This window comes from Leptothrix discophora (assembly GCF_030705305.1).
In the GTDB taxonomy this organism is placed as follows: Bacteria; Pseudomonadota; Gammaproteobacteria; order Burkholderiales; family Burkholderiaceae_C; genus Sphaerotilus; species Sphaerotilus discophorus.
Map to the genome: position 1 here is coordinate 1 of NZ_JAUZEE010000002.1, position 17948 is coordinate 17948.

Here is a 17948-nt window from a genome sequence, read left to right on the forward strand (position 1 = left end):
ACCGGCACGTCGAACTGGCGCAGGATTTCCTTGCCTTGGTACTCGTGGATCTTCATGGGTGTGGTGTGTGCGTGGTCCTGGGGGGGACGGGGTGATGCACGGCTGCGATGCCGCGTCAGGGGAGGCGACCTGGGGCGGGCGTGCAGGGACACGCAAGGCCGACGGCGCGGCGGCACTCTAGCATGTTGCACTGCCGCAATCGCCACCTTCGGGCTCGATGTTCAGCATGCGGTCTATCGTGGTGCACGTGTTGCCTGAGTTGTGGCGTTCATGCCTCAGCGCCGTGGCGCATCGGTGCATCAACGACGGCGCCAGCGCGACGGCGGACGGCCCGCCGCTGGGCTGCGGCTGCTGCGGGTCCAGGCTTCGCCGTCGCCGTCGCCGTCGCCATCGTCCGGTTCGGCGCTGTCGTCGGCTTTCTGGCCGGCGGACCGCGCGTCTTCGACATCGTGCGTCCCTTCCGGCCCTTCGCCCGGCCCTTCGCCCGGCCCGATCGACTTCTCGACGGCGTCGTCATCACGTGCCGTTCGGTCGGCCTCGCGAGCCTCGTCGATGCGCACGATCCGCCGCACCACCTCGCTGCTGAAGCCACGCGACAACAGGAACCGGTTCTGCCTCGCCGCCTCGCGCAGATCGGCCGGCGGCTGGCCATAGCGACGCTGCCAGAGTTCCTGGGCGCGAGCGAGTTCGGAGGACTGCAGCGTGTCCAGCGCCTCGGCCATCTGCGGGGCGTCGATGCCCTGGGCCTGCAGTTCCTGGCGGATCCGGCTGGCACCGCTGCGGGCGGCGCGCCGATGCACGACCGAGGCCACGTAGCGTGCCTCGTCGAGGAAGCCTCGGCGGGTCAGTTCGTCCAGCACCGCATCGAGGTTCTCGCCGTCCTTCAGGTGCGGCGTGAGCTTGCGAACCAGTTCGGCGCGCGAATGCTCGCGTGCCGCGAGCAGCTTGAGCGCACGGGCCTTGAGCGACAGCGGGGACGTGGCCATGGCGGGCGTGCGGGTGTGGCTGGGCTGAGAAACGACAAGGCCCGGACGCGGGCCGGGCCTTGTCGGGTGATCGCCAGGGACTGACGGTGCAGCGCCGGGCGTCTCGCCTGGATCGGGTCGGTCGACCCGGATCAGGCCGCGCCGGCGTCCGCGCCCGCCGAAGGCAGCAGGGCGATGCCCAGCGAATCGCGGATCTTGTTCTCGATCTCGACGGCCAACGCCGGGTTCTCGCGCAGGAACTCGCGGGCGTTGTCCTTGCCCTGGCCGATCTTCTCGCCGTTGTAGGCGTACCAGGCGCCGGACTTGTCGACCACCTTGGCGATCACGCCCATGTCGATGATCTCGCCTTCGCGGCTGATGCCTTCCCCGTAGAGGATGTCGAACTCGGCGGTCTTGAACGGTGGGGCGACCTTGTTCTTGACGACCTTGACCTTGGTCTCGCTGCCGATGACTTCCTCGCCCTTCTTGATGCTGCCGATGCGGCGGATGTCCAGGCGGACCGAGGAATAGAACTTCAGCGCGTTGCCGCCGGTGGTGGTCTCGGGGCTGCCGAACATCACGCCGATCTTCATGCGGATCTGGTTGATGAAGATGACCATGCAGTTGGTCTTCTTGATCGTGGCGGTGAGCTTGCGCAGCGCCTGGCTCATCAACCGGGCCTGCAGGCCGGGCAGGGCATCGCCCATCTCGCCTTCGAGTTCGGCCTTGGGCGTCAATGCGGCGACCGAGTCGACGACGATCAGGTCGACCGAGCCCGAGCGCACCAGCGCGTCGACGATCTCGAGGGCCTGCTCGCCGGTGTCGGGCTGGCTGATCAGCAGGTCCTGCAGGTTGACGCCGAGCTTCTGGGCGTACTGGGCGTCGAGTGCATGCTCGGCGTCGATGAAGGCGCAGACGCCGGCAAGCTTCTGCATCTCGGAGATGACCTGCAGCGTCAGCGTCGTCTTGCCCGAGGATTCCGGGCCGTAGATCTCGATCACCCGGCCGCGCGGCAGGCCGCCGACGCCGAGGGCCACATCCAGGCCCAGCGATCCGGTGGAGACGACCTGGATGTCCTCGATCACCTCGCCCTCGCCGAGCCGCATGATCGAGCCCTTGCCGAACTGCTTCTCGATCTGGGCCAGCGCGGCCTGCAGGGCCTTGGCCTTTTCGCCGCTGAGGGCGGACTTCGCGGTGCTCGCGTCCATGCGTTTCTCCGTGGATTTGGTCGCCATTATCGTGATGTGCTGGATGTTTGTACAGTACCCGGCGCGCGGCGCATGGGCGGGAAAGAGCGCCGGATTCTGCATGCCGCACCGCGACAACACCGATGGAGGGCGGTCGTGAGCGCTTCCTACAATGACGCGACAAGAGCCTGACGTCGAGCATCCAGCGAGGAGACACCACGATGCGCATCCTGATAGCCGAAGATGACCAGGTCCTGGCCGATGGCCTGCTGCGCAGCCTGCGCGCGGCTGGCTATGCGGTGGACCATGTGGGCAGCGGCTCGGAAGCGGATGCGGCGCTCGCCGCGCACGAGTTCGACCTGCTGATCCTGGACCTCGGCCTGCCCAAGCTGCATGGCCTGGAGGTGCTCAAGAAGCTGCGTTCGCGCGGGTCGTCCGTCCCGGTGCTGATCCTGACCGCGGCCGACAGCGTCGAGCAGCGCGTGAAGGGCCTGGACCTCGGTGCCGACGACTACATGGCCAAGCCCTTCTCGCTGCAGGAACTCGAAGCGCGCGTGCGGGCGCTGACCCGCCGCGGCCTCGGCTCGGCCAGCGCCATCATCCGCCACGGTCCGCTGAGCTTCGACGCGACCGGCCGCGTCGCCTACATCAACGAGCAGATGGTCGACCTGTCCGCGCGCGAACTGAGCCTGCTGGAGGTGCTGCTGCAGCGCGCCGGCCGCCTCGTCAGCAAGGACCAGCTGGTCGAGCGCCTGTGCGAATGGGGCGAAGAGGTCAGCAACAACGCGATCGAGGTCTACATCCACCGGCTGCGCAAGAAGATCGAGCAGGGTCCGATCCGCATCGCCACCGTACGCGGCCTGGGCTACTGCCTTGAGAAGATCCCCGCCTGATGCGCGGATGCGCGGCGTGATCGGCGGCGACGCATGAAGCGCGCGGCGCTGGGTGCGCTGGCGCGGCGGCGCGAGCAGCGTTCGCTGTTCGGCGAGATCCTCGACTGGATGCTCGCTCCGCTGCTGGTGATCTGGCCGATGAGCCTGGCGCTGACCTGGCTGGCCGCACAGGGCATCGCCAGCAAGCCCTATGACCGGGCGCTGCGCGAGTCGGTGCGCACGCTGGCGCAGCGCATCGAGGTGCGCCCCGGCGGCCTCGGCTTCGACCTGCCGCGCGAGACCGCCCGGCTGTTCCGGGCCGACGAGGTCGACAACGTCTACTACCAGGTGCTGGGCAGTCGCGGCGAGTTCGTCAGCGGTGACCGCGACCTGCCGGTGCCGCACGAGAGCGAGTTGCCGCGCCCCGGCGAGCCCCAGTTGCGCGACGACGAGATGTTGGGCGACAGCGTGCGCGTGGCCTATGAATGGGTCGACGTGCCGGGGCAGGACCGCCCGGCGCTGGTGCAGGTGGCCGAGACGCTGACCAAGCGCTCGCGCCTGGCCACCGAGATCATCAAGGGCGTGATCCTGCCGCAGTTCGTGATCCTGCCGGTGGCGGTGCTGCTGGTCTGGTTCGCGCTGGCGCGAGGTCTCGCGCCGCTGAACGCGTTGCAGCAGCGCATCCGCCAGCGTCCCAGCGATGACCTGTCGCCGATCGACGTGCTCGACGTGCCCGAGGAGGTCTCGCCACTGGTCCAGGCCATCAACGACCTGCTCGACCGCCAGCAGGACTCGATGGCCACGCAGAAGCGCTTCCTGGCCGATGCCGCCCAGCAGCTCAAGACGCCGCTGGCGGGCTTGCGCATGCAGGCCGAGCTGGCGGCGCGGGCACTGGCCGACGGCAACGGCGATCCGGCCTCGCTGCGCGAGTCGCTGGAGCACATGGCCAATGCCTCGCAGCGCGCCGCGCACATGGTCAACCAGCTGCTGTCGATGGCCCGCACCGATGCCCAGGCAACGAACGCGGCGCGGGTGCCGCTGGACCTGCGTGCGCTGGCCGTCGACGTGGTGCGCGACTTCGTGCCCAAGGCGCTGGACAAGGGCATCGACCTCGGCTTCGAGGGCCCTGGCGGCGACATCGACGACGGCGATCCCGCCCACGACTGCCATGTGCTGGGCATCCCGCTGATGCTGCGCGAGGCCATCGCCAACCTGGTCGACAACGCGCTGCAGTACACGCCGGCGCGCGGCACGGTGACGGTGCGCCTGCTGGTCGATCCGTTCGGGCAGGTGGTGGTGCTGCAGGTCGAGGACTCGGGGCCGGGCATCCCGGCGAGCGAGCGTGAGCTGGTCTTCCAGCCCTTCTACCGGGCCCTGGGCACGACGGTCGACGGCTCGGGCCTTGGCCTGGCGATCGTGGCGGAGATCGCCGCGCAGCACGGCACCGCGATCGTGCTGGACGATGCCCGCTCGGCGCATCAGGTGCCGGCCGGCGAAGGTCCGGGCGCGCGCTTCACGTTGCGCCTGCCGCGCCAGTTGCCGCCGACGGCCATGGCGGTGGCGAGCGAGCCGGGTGGCTCAGCGCTGCATCAGTCCGCGTGAGCGCGAGATCGACATCAGGATGCCCAGGGACAGGCCGAGCATCGCCATCGCGGTGCCGCCGTAGCTGATGAAGGGCAGCGGCACGCCAACCACCGGCAGGATGCCGCTGACCATGCCCATGTTGACCATGGCGTAGGTGAAGAAGCTCATCGTGATCGCCCCGCCGAGCAAGCGCGAGAACACGCTCGGGGCCGCGAACGAGATCGTCAGGCCGCGCAGGATCAGGAACGAGAAGCCGGCCACCAGCACCAGCGCGCCGATCAGCCCGAATTCCTCGGCGTAGGCCGCGAAGATGAAGTCGGTGGTGCGCTCGGGAATGAACTCCAGGTGGGTCTGCGTGCCCTTCATGAAGCCCTTGCCGGTGATGCCGCCCGAGCCGATCGCGATCATCCCCTGGATGATGTGGAAGCCCTTTCCGAGCGGGTCCTTGGTCGGGTCCAGCAGCGTGCAGATGCGGTTCTTCTGGTAGTCGTGCAGGACGACCCAGTTGACGCCCGGTTCGCACAGCGTCGGCCCGGCCAGCACCAGCGCGACGATGCCGATCACGCCGACCGCCGCGACCGGCACGATCAGCCGCCAGGACAGGCCGGCAAAGAAGATCACGAAGAAACCGGCCGACAGCACCAGGATGGCGGTGCCCAGGTCCGGCTGCTTGGCGATCAGCGCCGCGGGCAGCAACAGCAGCACGCCGGCGATGACGAAGTGTCTCGTCTGCGCCCGGCCCTCGCGGCGCTGGAACCACCAGGCCAGCATCAGCGGCGTGGCGATCTTGAGGATCTCGCTGGGCTGGATCACCACGCCGACGTAGAGCCAGCGGGTCGCCCCCTTCTTGGTCACGCCGAACAGCGCGGTCGCGATCAGCAACAGCATGCCGATGGTGTAGAGCGGCACGGCCATGGCCATCAGGCGCTGCGGTGGCACCTGGGCGACGGTGAACAGGATCAGCGCGGCCAGCAGCATGTTGCGGGCGTGGTCGACGAAGCGTGTGCCGTGGTCGAAGCCGGCCGAGTACATCGCCAGCAGGCCACAGGCGCACAACAGCAGGATGGCGCAGACCAGCGGCGCGTCGAAGCCGTCGAACCAGGGGCGCAGGCGCTGGCGCAGGGTCTGGCGGTTGAAGGACTGGTTCATCGCGGGCGGATCGGGGCGGTCTTGTCGGATGTTGCCTTCGTGGCGACTGCGGCAGCCGTGGCTGCCGTGGCAGCCGTCGCGGAAGAACCCGCCTTGGCCGCAGCACCGGATGCCGCGCCAGATGCTGCCCCGGACGCGGCCCCGGAAGCGGCCCCGGACGCCGCACCCGGCGTCGCGATCCCCGCGTTCATCAGCGTGGGCAGCGCGATGTCGGCGACCCGGCGCTGCTGGCCGACCGGCGCACCGGCCTTGCCGATGCGGGCCAGCTCGAAGTCTTCCTCGCTCGGGTAGAGGCCGCTGAGCAGGTAGTCGAGCACGCGGCGCGCGATCGGCGCGGCGGCCTCGGCCCCGAAGCCCGCGTTCTCGACGATCACGGCCAGCGCCACGGTCGGCTGGTCCAACGGCGCGAAGGCGGTGTAGAGCGAGTGGTCGCGGAAGTATTCGGTCAGCCGGGCGGCGTTGTACTTCTCGTTCTGTCCGACGCTCTTGGCCTGTGCCGTGCCGGTCTTGCCGCCGCTGGCATAGCCGGCACCGGCGAAGACGCGGGTGGAGGTGCCCTCGACCGTCACGCCGTGCAGCGCGCGGCGGATCACCTCGACGTGCTCGGGCTTGAGCGGCAGCGCCTCCAGCGGCTCGCCTGGCGGCGGGCGGCGCTCGTGGGTGACGACGTTCTCGATCTCGTGGACCACGCGCGGTTCATGGCGCTGGCCACCCGATACCAGCGTGGCCATGGCGTGCGCCATCTGCACCATCGTGAAGTTGTTGTAGCCCTGGCCGATGCCCAGCGAGATCGTCTCGCCGGCATACCAGCGCTGCTGGTCGGGGCGCTTGTACTTGCGCCGCTTCCACTCGGTCGACGGCAGGTCGCCGGTGGCCTCGCCGTCCAGGTCGATGCCGGTGCGGCGACCGAAGCCGAAGGGTTCGAGCTGCTGGTGCATCAGGTCCACGCCCATCTCGTTGGCCAGCGAGTAGTAGTAGACGTTGCTCGACAGCACGATGGACTTGACCATGTCGACCGGCCCGAGACCGGAGTCGCCGTGGCTTCGGAAGCGGTGGTTGCCGAACATGAACGAGCCGTTGTCGTTGATGACCTGCGTGGCGCTGCGCTTGCCGGTGTTCAGCGCGGCGATGGCCATGAAGGGCTTGAAGGTCGATCCGGGCGGGTAGGTGCCCTTGAGCGCGCGGTTGAGCAGCGGCTTGTCGATCGACTCGTTGAGCTCCTTCCAGCTGTCCTGGTCGATGCCGTCGACGAACAGGTTGGGGTCGAAGGTCGGCTTGCTGACGAAGGCCAGGATCTCGCCGTTGCGCGGGTCGATCGCCACCAGCGCGCCGCGGCGGTCGCCGAACAGCCGCTCGATCATGGCCTGCAGCTTGATGTCCAGCGCCAGGCGCACGGTGTTGCCGGGCGAGGACGGCTCCGAGCGCAGCCGCCGCACCGGGCGGCCGCCGGCGCTGGTCTCGACCTCCTCGACGCCGGTGATGCCGTGCAGCTCGCGTTCGTAGCGCTGCTCGATGCCGAGCTTGCCGATGATCTCGGTGCCGCGGTAGTTGGCGTATTCCTCTTCCGGCCAGTCGTCCATCGCGGCCTTCTCGGCCTGGTTGATGCGGCCGATGTAGCCCAGCACGTGGCTGGCCAGTTCGCCGTAGGGATAGTTGCGGAACAGCCGCGCCTTGATCTCCACGCCGGGGAAGCGGTAGCGCTGGGCGGTGAAGCGGGCCACCTCGGCGTCGCTCAGCTTGGTGCGGATCGGCAGCGACTCGAAGCTCTTGCTGTCTTCCATCAGGCGGCGGAAGCGGCGCCGATCGCGCGGCTGGATCTCGACCACCTCGGCGAGCTGGTCGATCACCTCGTCGAGCGGCACGGCCAGCTGCGAGCGGTTGATCTCCAGCGTGTAGGCCGAGTAGTTGTCGGCCAGCACGACGCCGTTGCGGTCGACGATCAGGCCGCGGTTCGGGACGATCGGCACCACCGCGATGCGGTTGTTCTCGGCCTGCGTCGACAGCTCGTCGTGGGTGACGATCTGCAGGTGCACCAGCCGCATCACCAGCAGGCCGAAGCAGACCAGCACGACCAGGGCAGCCACGATCAGGCGGGTGCGAAAACGCTCCAGCTCCTGTTCGACGTTGCGCAGTTCGATCATCGGGACGGTCCGCCCGTGGGCGTCATCAAAGCGGCCGGTGCTTGTCGGGGTCCGGCGCACGTCGCTGGGGGGCCAGCAGCACCAGGCTCACGACCGGCCACAACAGCGCTTCGAACAACGGCGAGAGCATCAGTTCCCAGCCCGGGAACTCGCCGCCCGAGGCCAGCCGCAGCAGCAGCGTGACCACGTGCGATGCCGCCATCAACGGCAGCACGTGCAGGGCCTGCGCGGGCGCCGTGAACCAGAGCAGGCGGCGGTGGATGGTGATCGCGAAGTAGCTCAGCAGCGTGTAGGCCAGCGCGTGCTGGCCGAGCAGCGCGCCCTCGTGCACATCCATCAGCAGCCCGAACACGAAGGCCGCGCCGACGCCCACGCGGCGCGGCTGGTGCACGTTCCAGAACACCAGCACGACGGCGACCAGGTCGGGCATCGCCGGCTGGCGTCCCAGCGGAACCATGTTGCCGACCAGGGCCAGCAGCAGGGACCCCCACATGAACCACGGGTTGACCGGCAGCAGCAGCTGGTCGCCGATGCGCGGCATCATGGCCGGCCTCCCGGTGCGGGCATGGGGCGACGCGGGTTGGCGCGACCGCCTGCGGGCGAGGCCGACGACGCGGCCGCCTCCGGTCGTGGCGGCAGCTGGGTGCCGATCGGGTCGATCACCAGCACATGACGCACGCCATCGGCCATCGCCATGGGTTGCAGGCCGATGCGGGCGAAGTCGTTCTGGGTGCGGCGCTCCAGGCTGACCACGCGGGCCACCGGCAGGCCGGGCGGGTAGACGCCGTCAAGGCCGGAGGTGAGCAGCTCGTCGCCGTCGTGCACGTCGGCGTTGGCGGCCACGAAGCGCAGTTCCATGCCGTCGCTGCCGGGCGCGCCGTAGGCGACGTTGCGCTGCTGGGTGCGGCGGTTGAGCACCGGGATCGCGGCATCGCGGTCGACCAGCAGCGTGACCTCGGCCGTCAGCGCGTACAGGCGCGTGACCTGGCCCAGCACGCCGCGTGCATCGATCACCGGCGAGCCCTGCAACAGGCCGGCCTGCTCGCCCTTGTCGATCACGATCTTGCGGCTGTAGGGATCGGGTGCCTCGTAGAGCACCTCGGCTGCATGGCTACGAAGTGCCAGGCGGTCGCGCAGTTCCAGCAGGCTGCGCAGCTGCGCGTTCTCCTGCATCAGCTGCTCGACCGGCAAGGCGCGGGCGGCCTGCTGGCGGGCCTCGGCGCGGGCGGCCTCGGCTTCCTGCTGCGCCAGCGCGATGCCGCCGAAGTAGTCGCCCGCGTTGTTCGCCCCGCGCACCGGCGCGAGCAGCGCGACCTCGATCGGGTGCAGCGCCATCGCGAGCACCGCACGCACCGGCTTGCCGATGCCCAGCCGCGTGTCGGCCGCCATCAGGAAGACCGCTGCGGAGGCGAAGAACACCAGCCGCGTCAGGGCCGAGGGGCCCTGGCGGAAGAACGGCGGCGGTGTGCGGTCGAGGGTGCCCAGCGGCATGTCAGTGGGGCGCGGTCAGGGCGGCCCGTTCGGGGCGGCACCACAGGTCGGCGGCGCGGCGTGCAGGCTCGCGCAGCCTCATTCCGAGGTGAAGATCGAGCCCAGGCGCTCCATGCGTTCGAGCGCCATGCCACAGCCGCGCACCACGCAGGACAGCGGGTCCTCGGCCACGAGCACCGGCAGGCCGGTTTCCTCGGCCAGCAGGCGGTCCAGGTCGCGCAGCAGGGCGCCGCCGCCGGTCAACATCATGCCGCGCTCGGCGATGTCGGCACCCAGTTCCGGCGGGGTCTGCTCAAGCGCCTTCTTGACGCTGGAGACGATCTGGTTGAGCGGGTCGGTCAGGGCTTCCAGGATCTCGTTGGACGAGACCGTGAAGCTGCGCGGCACGCCTTCGGAGAGGTTGCGGCCCTTGACCTCCATCTCCTTGACCTCGGAGCCCGGGAAGGCGCTGCCGATTTCCTTCTTGATCGCCTCGGCGGTCGGCTCGCCGATCAGCATGCCGTAGTTGCGGCGGATGTAGTTGATGATGGCCTCGTCGAACTTGTCGCCGCCGACCCGCACCGAGCCCTTGTAGACCATGCCGCCCAGCGAGATCATGCCGACCTCGGTGGTGCCCCCGCCGATGTCGACGACCATCGAGCCCGAGGCCTCGCTGACCGGCAGCCCGGCACCGATCGCGGCGGCCATCGGCTCCTCGATCAGGTAGACCTCGCTGGCGCCGGCACCCAGGGCCGATTCGCGGATCGCGCGGCGCTCGACCTGGGTCGAACCGCAGGGCACGCAGATGATGATGCGCGGGCTCGGCCGCAGCAGCGAGCGCGGGTGCACCATCTTGATGAACTGCTTGAGCATCTGCTCGGTGACGGTGAAGTCGGCGATCACGCCGTCCTTCATCGGCCGGATGGCCTCGATGTTTCCGGGCACCTTGCCCAGCATGGCCTTGGCCTCGGCGCCAACCGCCTGGATGGTCTTCTTGCCGTTGGGCCCGCCTTCGTGGCGGATCGAGACCACGGAGGGCTCGTTCAGCACGATGCCCGTGCCTCGGACGTAGATCAGGGTGTTGGCGGTCCCCAGGTCGATCGCGAGATCGGTGGAGAAGTAACGGCGCATCGATCCGAAGAACATGGGCAACTCGGCGGCATCCGGAAGGTCGGCCACGTGCGGCGGACACCTTCCTTGAACTCAATGGAACCCCGCGAGGCGGGGCACAGGGCTTGGGTCGGTGACAGTTCGTGACCATTCGACCGACCCCAGAAACCACGAGCCGCCCGGGGCGAGACCACAGGCGGCAGCGTGCTTCTTGCAGGGCGGACCTGCTGGAAAGGCGGGCCATAATACCGCAAGCACCCGGGCGGCCTGCCGCACCGGGACCGCGTCGGAACCCTCGGCGCGACGGTCACGGCACCGGTCTTGCGACCGGCCGGGCGCAGGCTCCCGGGTGGTCCCGACGGCCCGCTCCGCCCCCGCCGACCGACGCGCCTGCACCCACTCCAGACACCATGGCCCTCACACCTGCGGACGTGAGCCGCATCGCCCATCTGGCGCGGCTCGACCTCGGCGAGACCGAGCAGCGTGACCTGCTCGGCCAGCTCAACGGCTTCTTCGACATCGTCGAGCGCATGCGTGCGGTCGACACCACCGGCGTCGAGCCGCTGTACACGCCGCTGTCGGCGGTCCAGGACGTCAGCCTGCGCCTGCGCGAGGACGGCGTCACCGAGACCGACCAGCGCGAGGCCAACCAGAAGAGCGCGCCGGCCGTCGAAGGCGGCCTGTTCCTCGTCCCCCGCGTGATCGAGTGAGCGAGCGAGCCCCGACATGACCGACCTCCATCACCTGGGCGTGGCCGACGTGGCCGCCGCCCTCGACGCCAAGACCGTCTCCAGCGTCGAGCTGACCCGCCACCTGCTCGACCGCGTCGCCACGCACGGGTCGCTCGGCGCCTTCCTCTGCACCGACGCCGACGTCGCGCTGGCCCAGGCCACCGCCGCCGATGCCTGGCGCGCCCAGGGCGTCACCAGCGCCTCCGGTGCCGGCCATGCGCTGCTGGGCGTGCCGATCGCGCACAAGGACATCTTCGTCACGCGCGACTTCCCCAGCACCGCCGGCTCGAAGATGCTGGCCGGCTACCGCAGCCCCTTCGACGCGACCGTGGTCAGCCGCCTGGCCGCCTCCGGCGCGGTCACGCTGGGCAAGCTCAACTGCGACGAGTTCGCGATGGGCGGCAGCAACGAGAACTCGGCCTGGTATCCGGCCCGCAACCCCTGGGATCCGAGCCGCATCACCGGCGGCTCGTCCGGCGGCAGTGCGGCGGCCGTCGCAGCCCGCCTGGTGCCTGGCGCGACCGGCACCGACACCGGCGGTTCGGTGCGCCAGCCGGCCGCCTTCACCGGCATCACCGGCATCAAGCCGACCTACGGCCGCTGCTCGCGCTACGGGATGATCGCCTTCGCCTCCAGCCTCGACCAGGCCGGGCCGATGGCGCGCAGCGCGCTCGACTGCGCCCACCTGCTGCAGGCCATGAGCGGCTTCGACCCGCGCGACGCCACCAGCGCCGAACAGCCGGTGCCGGACTTCGTCGCCGCGACCACCGCCGTGCGCGAAGGCGCCAGCGCGGCCCGCCCGCTGCAGGGCCTGCGCATCGGCCTGCCGCGCGAGTTCTTCGGCGACGGCGTGACCGCCGACGTGCTGGCCGCGACCCGCGCCGCGCTGGCCGAACTGGAACGGCTGGGCGCCACGCTGGTCGACGTCAGCCTGCCGCGCACCGAGCTGTCCATCCCCGTCTACTACATCATCGCGCCGGCCGAGGCCAGCTCGAACCTGGGCCGCTACGACGGCGTGCGCTACGGTCATCGCGCGCAGGACTTCAAGGACCTGGGCGAGATGTACCGCAAGAGCCGCAGCGAGGGCTTCGGCCCCGAGGTCAAGCGCCGCATCATGATCGGCACCTACGTGCTCAGCCACGGCTACTACGACGCCTACTACCTGCAGGCCCAGAAGCTGCGCCGCATGATTGCCGACGACTTCCAGGCCGCCTTCGCGCAGTGCGACCTGATCGCCGGCCCGGTCGCGCCGACCGTGGCGCGGGCGCTGGGCAGCCAGAACGACCCGGTGGCCGAGTACCTGGCCGACATCTTCACGCTGCCCGCCAGCCTGGCCGGCCTGCCCGGCATCAGCGTGCCGGCCGGTTTTGGCGCCGGCGGCCTGCCGGTGGGCCTGCAGCTGATCGGCAACTACTGGCAGGAAGGCGCGCTGCTGCACGCCGGCCATGCGCTGCAACAGGCGACCGACTGGCACCGCCAGGCACCTGCGCTGGCCGCCTGATCGACGCTTCAGTCCCGCGCCGAAGGCCCCCTCGCGGGGCCTTTCGTCTTCTTGAGGCGGCCTTCGTCCTCGATGCGCCGCAGGAAGTCGGCCAGCGTGCGGCCGGGCTCGTCGCGGAAGGGCTCGTCCAGCGTCTCGATCGCGGCCATGCGGTCGAGCCGGAAGTGGCGGAAGTCGCTGCGGGCCTCGCACCACGCGGCCAGCGTCCAGACCGCGTCCCAGCAGAAGCAGGCCAGCGGGCGCACGACGCGCTGGCTGGCCTGGCCGGCCGCGTCGCGGTAGTCCAAGCGCAGCTTGCGGCGCTGGTCGATCGCCAGCCTGACCGGCGCCAGCGCCTCGCGGCCGGGCATGCGCTCGCGCAGGTGGGGCGGCACGAACAGCGCGAGGCGGTCGGCGGCGGTGCGTTCGGTCGATGGCATGACGGCCAGGATGCGGCCCAGCGCGTCCTCGGCGTCGCGAGCCATGCGGTCGTCCAGCCGCGGTGCCGCGACCCGGATCGCGGCGACCAGTGCCTGAGCCTGGGCGCTGCTGAACATCAGCGGCGGCAGCTCGTAGCCGCGCCCGAGCCGGTAGCCGACGCCGGCCTCGCCCTCGATCGGTACGCCTTGCGCCAGCAGGTCGGCGACGTCGCGGTAGACCGTGCGGGCCGACACGCCCAGGCGATCGGCCAGCCAGGCGGCGGTCGACAGGCGCCGGCCCCGGATCAGCTGGACCAGTTCGAACAGGCGTTCGGCACGGCGCATGGTCAGCCCGGCTTGCCGGCGACGACTCGACCGGTGCGGCGCGGTGCCTGGCCCCGGTCATCGAGCCGCATCAGCAGCTCGGTGCGCCGCTCGCGTGCGACCTGGCGCCAGTCGCCGCCGTCCTGCAGCGCCACCAGCGCGTAGAGCAGGTTCAGGCTGGCCGCCGGCCAGATCGCGCGCACGGCGAGGTAGAGCTCGACGGCGTCGCGCGCCTTCACGTCCGCGACCCGGTGCACGCCGACCTGCGCCAGCCAGGCGGCTGACACCGGTCCCAGCGGCACGGCCTGGTCGTCGGCGTTCGACGGTGCCATGCCTTACCCACCCACCGGCGTGCACAGCTCCACCAGGCTGCCGTCGGGGCAGCGCAGGTAGGCGACGGTCAGGCCCCAGGGCTTGACGGTCGGCGGCTTCAGCACGGTGCCGCCGGCCTCGACCGCGCGGGCCAGCGCGTGGCGGGCGAACGAGAGCGTGGTCCCGCCAGTCTGCAGCTCGCCATCGTCGCCGTCCGGCGAGATGAAGCGGCGTTCGAGGCCGAAGGCGCGCTCGTCGAACGAGAGCGAGGCCTCCGGGTCCTGCACGTAGACGATGGTGTAGGCGTAGTGCATGGCGGTCTCCTGCGGGCCCGCCAGTATCGGCCGGGTGCCGGCGCGGTCAGGCCATCGCGTGCAGCCCGACCTGGTTGCCCTCGCTGTCGACGATGACCGCGAAGGCGCCCATCTCGCCAGGCAGGTTGACCCGGGGCACGACGATGCGCAGGCCGGCGCGTTCGGCGCGGCCGACGGCGGCGTCCAGCGACGGTTCGGCGTTCAGGTAGAGGCGCGGGCCGTCGCCGTGTGGCCGCAGCCCGGGCGACTTCATCAGGCAGCCGCCGGTGGCCAGTCCGGCCTCGTAGGGGAAGACGGCCAGCTCGGTCTGCGGCCCCATGGACTCGCGCCGCAGCGTGCGGCCGAGCACCGCCTCGTAGCAGCGCTGGGCCCGGTCGAGGTCGTCGACCGGGATCTCGAACCAGTTGATGGCGCGGGCGTTCAGGGCGGCGGGGGTGGTGTTCTGGTTCATAGAGGACTCCGTGGGGTCGGTTGCAGGAGCCCCCATGCTGCGCCGCCCCTGCTGACAACGGGGTGTCAGCAGGGGCGCGCCCGTATCATCCGCGCCCCGCCGAACCCAGCCCGACCGAGAAAGCCGACGACGTGACCGCAAGAGACTTGAAGACCGACGACTTTTGCGCCATCGACTTCGGCACGTCCAACTCGGCCATCGCGGTGCCGGACGTCGTGTCCGCCGGTGGCATGGCGCTGGTGCCGCTGGAAGACGGTCACCTGACCATGCCGACCGCCGTCTTCTACCTGTCCGAAGGGCCGGGCCTGCAGGCGCTGCCGAAGCTGTTCGGCCGCGCGGCGGTGGCGGCCTACACCGAGGGCACCGAGGGCCGGCTGATGCGCTCGATGAAGAGCGTGCTCGGCTCCAGCCTGATGGACCAGCACACCGACATCGGCGCCGGCCGCTCGGTCAGCTTCAGCGACGTCATCACCGGCTACCTGCTGCACCTCAAGCGCGCCGCCGAGGCCCGCGCCGGCCACCCGCTGCGCCATGCGGTGCTGGGCCGGCCGGTTTTCTTCGTCGACGACGACCCCGTGCGAGACGCCCAGGCGCAGTCCGCGCTGGAGGCCGCCGCCCGCGCGGTCGGTTTCGAGGAGATCGCCTTCCAGTACGAGCCGCTGGCGGCGGCGCTGCACCACGAGGCCACCGTGGACCGCGAGCAATGGCTGCTGGTGGCCGACATCGGCGGCGGCACCTCGGACTTCTCGGTCGTGCGCATCGGTCCCGAACGCCGCGCCCGGCTGGACCGGCGCGACGACGTGCTGGCCCACCACGGCGTGCACATCGCCGGCACCGACTTCGACCGCCGCGTCGAGCTGGGCGCGATCCTGCCGGCGATCGGCTACGGCAGCGTCGGCCCGTCCGTCGGCGGCCAGCCGCCGCGCGAGGTGCCCAGCCGGATCTACTTCGACCTCGCGACCTGGCACCTGGTCAACACGCTGTACCGGCCGCAGCGCCTGGCCGAGGCGCGTGCCACCAAGGTCAACTACGCCGACGTGACGCTGCACCAGCGCCTGATGAAGGTGCTGACCGACCACCTGGGCCATGACCTGCTGGCGCGGGCCGAGCGGGCCAAGATCGACGTCGCCGCCGGTGGTGAGACCCGCATCAACCTGTCGCTGGTCGAGCGTGGCCTGGAAGTCGGTCTGGACGGCGAGCGGGCCGGCGGTTTCGTCGCCGACGACATCGCCCGCATCACCGCCGCCGCACACGAGACCGTGCGGCTGGCCGGGCTGGAGCCGTCGCGCATCGACGCGCTGTTCTTCACCGGCGGCTCGACCGGCCTGAAGGGCCTGACCGACACGCTGTCGGCGGCCTTCCCCGGCGCCCGCCCGGTGCACGGCGACCGGCTCGCCAGCGTGGCGGCCGGCCTGGGCGTCTACGCGCGGCTGCTGCGGGCCTGATCGGTTCCCGGCGGCTCAGCGATCGCCGCCCCGCTCCGGCGGCCAGCGCTCGGGCTTGCCACCCCGTTCGGCACCCCGGTCCCCGCCGCCATGGCCACGCGGGACGTCCGGCTGCCGGATCTCGGGCGGACGCATCGGCTGCGGCCGGGCCATCTCCGGGCGCGCGGCCTCGATGCGGGGCGGCTCCAGGCGTGGTGCGGGTTGCTGGACCGGCGCTGCGGGCTGGACCTGCGGCGGCTGCGGCCTCGGGTTGTCATGGCGCTGCATGTCGGGCCGCTGGAACTCCGGCCGCTGTCCCTCCGGTCGCTGGCGCTCGGGCTGCGGCGGCTCCACACGCGGCGCGGGCCGCAGGATCTCGACCGGCATCGGCGCACTCTGCGAGGCCGGCGGCACCGGGCGGGGCGCGGGGATCACGCGGTCCAGGCCCCGGTCCGGAGTTCGATCCGGATTGCGATCCGGATTTCGCTCCGGGAGGCGCGGAGCCGGGAAGCGCCCGTCGCGCCCGTCGCGATCACCTCGCTCACCCCGATCGAATCGATCCGGCCGCTCGACCACCGGCGGTGCGGGCGGATCGCGGCGCAGCACCGGTGGCGGCGGTTCGGGGGCGCGCACGCGCGGCGGCAGGCGGGACTCGTCGCGCCAGGGTTGGGCCCGGATCACGCCGTGGCCGGCCTCGACCCGGCCGCGCAGGCCGTCGCCGACGCTGATCGCGGCGCGGAAGCCGCTGTAGCGGAATGGCGTGCCGCGCAGCACCTCGTCCGGGCGCTCGACCACGCGGCCCATCAGCCGGTCGTCGTGCACATGCGGGCGGTTGACGGCCTGCACGTAGCGCATGCCGACGCGGAAGGACGGCACGTAGACCTCGCGCGGCGCGAGCGGATACCAGGCCACGCCGCTGCCGATCGAGACGGACCAGGACACGCCGGGGTTGCCGTTCCAGACCACCAGCGCCGGGGCCCAGACCGGGCGCGGCGTCCAGTCGCCGGGCACCCAGCCCCAGCGGTCGCGCCACCAGACCCAGCGGCCGTAGTGGGAGGGCGCGTAGCCCCAGGGCGCGTCGTCGATCCAGGTCCAGCCCCACGGCCGCACCCAGACCCAGCGGCCGTCGCGGTAGGGCGCCCAGCTCGGGCCGACGCGGCGCGGGAACCAGACCCAGCCGTACTCGGGCGCGCGGGTCCAGTCGCCGTGCTCGTCCAGTTCGTCGGCGCCGGTCATCTCGGAGGGCACCGGGTCGTCGCGGCTGGCCAGCGGGCGGGCGCTGTCCTGCGTCATGGCCCAGCGCGCGAACGCGTCCGATTCGGGTGTGGTCAGCCGCCAGCCGCCGTCACGGTACAGCTCGGCGCGCTGGCCGGGGCGCAAGGTCTGGCGGCCGACGCCCGGTTGCTCGATCAGCAGGGCCTGGCGCCAGGCGGTCGCCGAGGCGGTGTCGGGCTCGCCCCGGCGCGGCGCCGGCACGTCGACGCGGAACAGGCCCGCGCCGCTCGGGCTCAGGCGGCCGGCGACGGTCTCGATCGACAGCTCGCGGGCCACCTCGTCGCTGCGCAGCACGATGGCCAGGCTGCCCTCGACCAGCTCCAGCACGATGCGGTCATCGTCCAGCGCCGTGACGGTCAGCTCGCTGTCCTCGCCCAGGCGCAGGCGGGTCGAGCCGATGGCGATCTCGGCGCGGCTGTCGCGGCCGACCGACAGGCGGTCGCCGCCGGTGACCGGCCAGTTGCGCAGGTTGTCCTCGCGGTGCTCGACCGCCGGCGTGCCGTCGTCGTGGCGCAGCCGGGCGTCGCCCTCGACCCAGGCGATGCGGCCGACCCGGCCTGGCGGATCGTCGGCCGCCCGGGCCGTGCCGGCGAACGCCGCCAGGCCGACCAGCAGCGCCAGCGTGGCGGCGGCCCGGCTCAGCCAGGACGCGGGGGCAACGGGACTCAGGGACATCGACGGCTCCAGGGACTTGGTGCTCCGGTCAACGGCCAGCCCCGGTTGGCGGCTGACATGGGGCC

General features: G+C 71.2%; 17 protein-coding genes. 5 read left to right on the forward strand and 12 right to left on the reverse strand.

The genetic code is table 11. From position 1 onward, the window contains the following. Positions 1 to 299 precede the first annotated feature (299 nt). On the reverse strand, positions 300 to 986 hold the full coding sequence (gene recX / locus Q8X39_RS20505; RefSeq protein ID WP_369538090.1) for a recombination regulator RecX: 687 nt from the start codon (positions 984 to 986) through the stop codon (positions 300 to 302). A 131-nt stretch (positions 987 to 1117) separates the two neighbouring features. Next, a complete protein-coding gene (gene recA / locus Q8X39_RS03610; RefSeq protein WP_305748281.1) occupies positions 1118 to 2173 on the reverse strand; it encodes a recombinase RecA in 1056 nt (351 codons plus the stop codon). Between the two features lie 200 nt (positions 2174 to 2373). On the opposite strand from recA, the gene Q8X39_RS03615 reads away from it, so the two are divergent. Further along, positions 2374 to 3045: a response regulator transcription factor gene (locus Q8X39_RS03615; RefSeq protein WP_130479999.1), complete on the forward strand. Its 672-nt coding sequence runs from the start codon at positions 2374 to 2376 to the stop codon at positions 3043 to 3045. Positions 3046 to 3078: 33 nt separating this feature from the next. Further along, positions 3079 to 4626, forward strand: coding sequence for a sensor histidine kinase (locus Q8X39_RS03620; protein WP_305748282.1), 1548 nt, complete (start codon positions 3079 to 3081; stop codon positions 4624 to 4626). Here the strand turns inward: Q8X39_RS03620 and rodA are convergent. The 5 genes from rodA to Q8X39_RS03645 all read right to left on the reverse strand — a co-directional run bounded on the left by rodA (position 4603) and on the right by Q8X39_RS03645 (position 10514). Then, positions 4603 to 5757, reverse strand: a complete 1155-nt coding sequence (gene rodA, locus Q8X39_RS03625) for a rod shape-determining protein RodA (RefSeq protein ID WP_305748283.1) — start codon at positions 5755 to 5757, stop codon at positions 4603 to 4605. The two genes, Q8X39_RS03620 and rodA, sit on opposite strands and share 24 nt — an antisense overlap. Next, positions 5754 to 7898, reverse strand: a complete 2145-nt coding sequence (gene mrdA / locus Q8X39_RS03630; protein WP_305748284.1) for a penicillin-binding protein 2 — start codon at positions 7896 to 7898, stop codon at positions 5754 to 5756. Before mrdA ends, rodA begins: the two co-directional genes overlap by 4 nt. 25 nt (positions 7899 to 7923) lie before the next feature. Continuing rightward, the gene (gene mreD, locus Q8X39_RS03635; protein WP_305748285.1) at positions 7924 to 8442 is read right to left on the reverse strand and encodes a rod shape-determining protein MreD; all 519 of its coding nucleotides are present in this window, start codon (positions 8440 to 8442) and stop codon (positions 7924 to 7926) included. After that, positions 8439 to 9389 carry a rod shape-determining protein MreC gene (gene mreC / locus Q8X39_RS03640; RefSeq protein WP_305748286.1) on the reverse strand — a complete coding sequence of 317 codons (951 nt, stop codon included), beginning with the start codon at positions 9387 to 9389 and terminating at the stop codon, positions 8439 to 8441. The genes mreD and mreC overlap by 4 nt, the downstream gene beginning before the upstream one ends. 78 nt (positions 9390 to 9467) lie before the next feature. After that, positions 9468 to 10514 carry a rod shape-determining protein gene (locus tag Q8X39_RS03645; RefSeq protein WP_305748759.1) on the reverse strand — a complete coding sequence of 349 codons (1047 nt, stop codon included), beginning with the start codon at positions 10512 to 10514 and terminating at the stop codon, positions 9468 to 9470. A gap of 374 nt (positions 10515 to 10888) precedes the next feature. Between Q8X39_RS03645 and gatC the strand changes: the two genes are divergently transcribed. After that, entirely contained in the window at positions 10889 to 11188 is a 300-nt protein-coding gene (gene gatC, locus Q8X39_RS03650) for an Asp-tRNA(Asn)/Glu-tRNA(Gln) amidotransferase subunit GatC (RefSeq protein WP_305748287.1), read from the forward strand. Between the two features lie 16 nt (positions 11189 to 11204). Further along, on the forward strand, positions 11205 to 12710 hold the full coding sequence (gene gatA / locus Q8X39_RS03655) for an Asp-tRNA(Asn)/Glu-tRNA(Gln) amidotransferase subunit GatA (protein WP_305748288.1): 1506 nt from the start codon (positions 11205 to 11207) through the stop codon (positions 12708 to 12710). Between the two features lie 8 nt (positions 12711 to 12718). On the opposite strand, the gene Q8X39_RS03660 is transcribed toward gatA, so the two are convergent. From Q8X39_RS03660 to Q8X39_RS03675, 4 genes are read right to left on the reverse strand one after another with little or no spacing between them, the layout of a single operon-like run. Continuing rightward, positions 12719 to 13453, reverse strand: a complete 735-nt coding sequence (locus tag Q8X39_RS03660; protein ID WP_305748289.1) for a helix-turn-helix transcriptional regulator — start codon at positions 13451 to 13453, stop codon at positions 12719 to 12721. A 2-nt stretch (positions 13454 to 13455) separates the two neighbouring features. Further along, the gene (locus Q8X39_RS03665) at positions 13456 to 13764 is read right to left on the reverse strand and encodes a TfoX/Sxy family DNA transformation protein (protein WP_305748290.1); all 309 of its coding nucleotides are present in this window, start codon (positions 13762 to 13764) and stop codon (positions 13456 to 13458) included. Positions 13765 to 13767: 3 nt separating this feature from the next. Then, positions 13768 to 14058: a VOC family protein gene (locus Q8X39_RS03670; protein ID WP_305748291.1), complete on the reverse strand. Its 291-nt coding sequence runs from the start codon at positions 14056 to 14058 to the stop codon at positions 13768 to 13770. A gap of 46 nt (positions 14059 to 14104) precedes the next feature. Continuing rightward, a complete protein-coding gene (locus Q8X39_RS03675) occupies positions 14105 to 14509 on the reverse strand; it encodes a VOC family protein (protein WP_305748292.1) in 405 nt (134 codons plus the stop codon). A gap of 131 nt (positions 14510 to 14640) precedes the next feature. Here Q8X39_RS03675 and Q8X39_RS03680 point away from each other — a divergent pair, with 131 nt between their 5' ends. Continuing rightward, positions 14641 to 15954, forward strand: a complete 1314-nt coding sequence (locus Q8X39_RS03680; protein WP_305748293.1) for an Hsp70 family protein — start codon at positions 14641 to 14643, stop codon at positions 15952 to 15954. A 15-nt stretch (positions 15955 to 15969) separates the two neighbouring features. On the opposite strand, the gene Q8X39_RS03685 is transcribed toward Q8X39_RS03680, so the two are convergent. Beyond that, complete coding sequence (locus Q8X39_RS03685) at positions 15970 to 17883, reverse strand: DUF6600 domain-containing protein (RefSeq protein ID WP_305748294.1); 1914 nt, start codon at positions 17881 to 17883, stop codon at positions 15970 to 15972. Between the last annotated feature and the right edge of the window lie 65 nt (positions 17884 to 17948).